Source organism: Stenotrophomonas bentonitica (genome assembly GCF_002887735.1).
GTDB lineage: Bacteria > Pseudomonadota > Gammaproteobacteria > Xanthomonadales > Xanthomonadaceae > Stenotrophomonas > Stenotrophomonas bentonitica_A.
Genome location: NZ_PKQP01000033.1, coordinates 1 through 419, shown reverse-complemented (window position 1 = coordinate 419; position 419 = coordinate 1). Strand labels below are relative to the sequence as shown.

Below are 419 nucleotides of genomic sequence, written 5' to 3'. Positions count from 1 at the left end.
ATGCCTCCGTCAATTCATTTGAGTTTCAACCTTGCGGTCGTACTCCCCAGGTGGATTACTTATTGTGTTAACTGCGGCACTGAAGGGGTCAATCCTCCAACACCTAGTAATCATCGTTTACGGTGTGGACTACCAGGGTATCTAATCCTGTTTGCTACCCACACTTTCGAGCCTCAGCGTCAGTTGGTGCCCAGTAGGCCGCCTTCGCCACTGGTGTTCCTCCCGATATCTACGCATTCCACCGCTACACCGGGAATTCCATCTACCTCTGCACTACTCAAGAAAAACAGTTTTGAAAGCAATTCATGGGTTGAGCCCATGGTTTTCACTTCCAACTTGTCTTCCCGCCTGCGCTCCCTTTACACCCAGTAATTCCGGACAACGCTTGCACCCTACGTTTTACCGCGGCGGCTGGCACT

General features: G+C 51.3%; 1 rRNA gene. It reads right to left on the bottom strand.

The features are described 5' to 3' along the window. A 16S ribosomal RNA gene (locus C0R07_RS20085) occupies nucleotides 1-419 on the bottom strand; the annotation flags it as partial.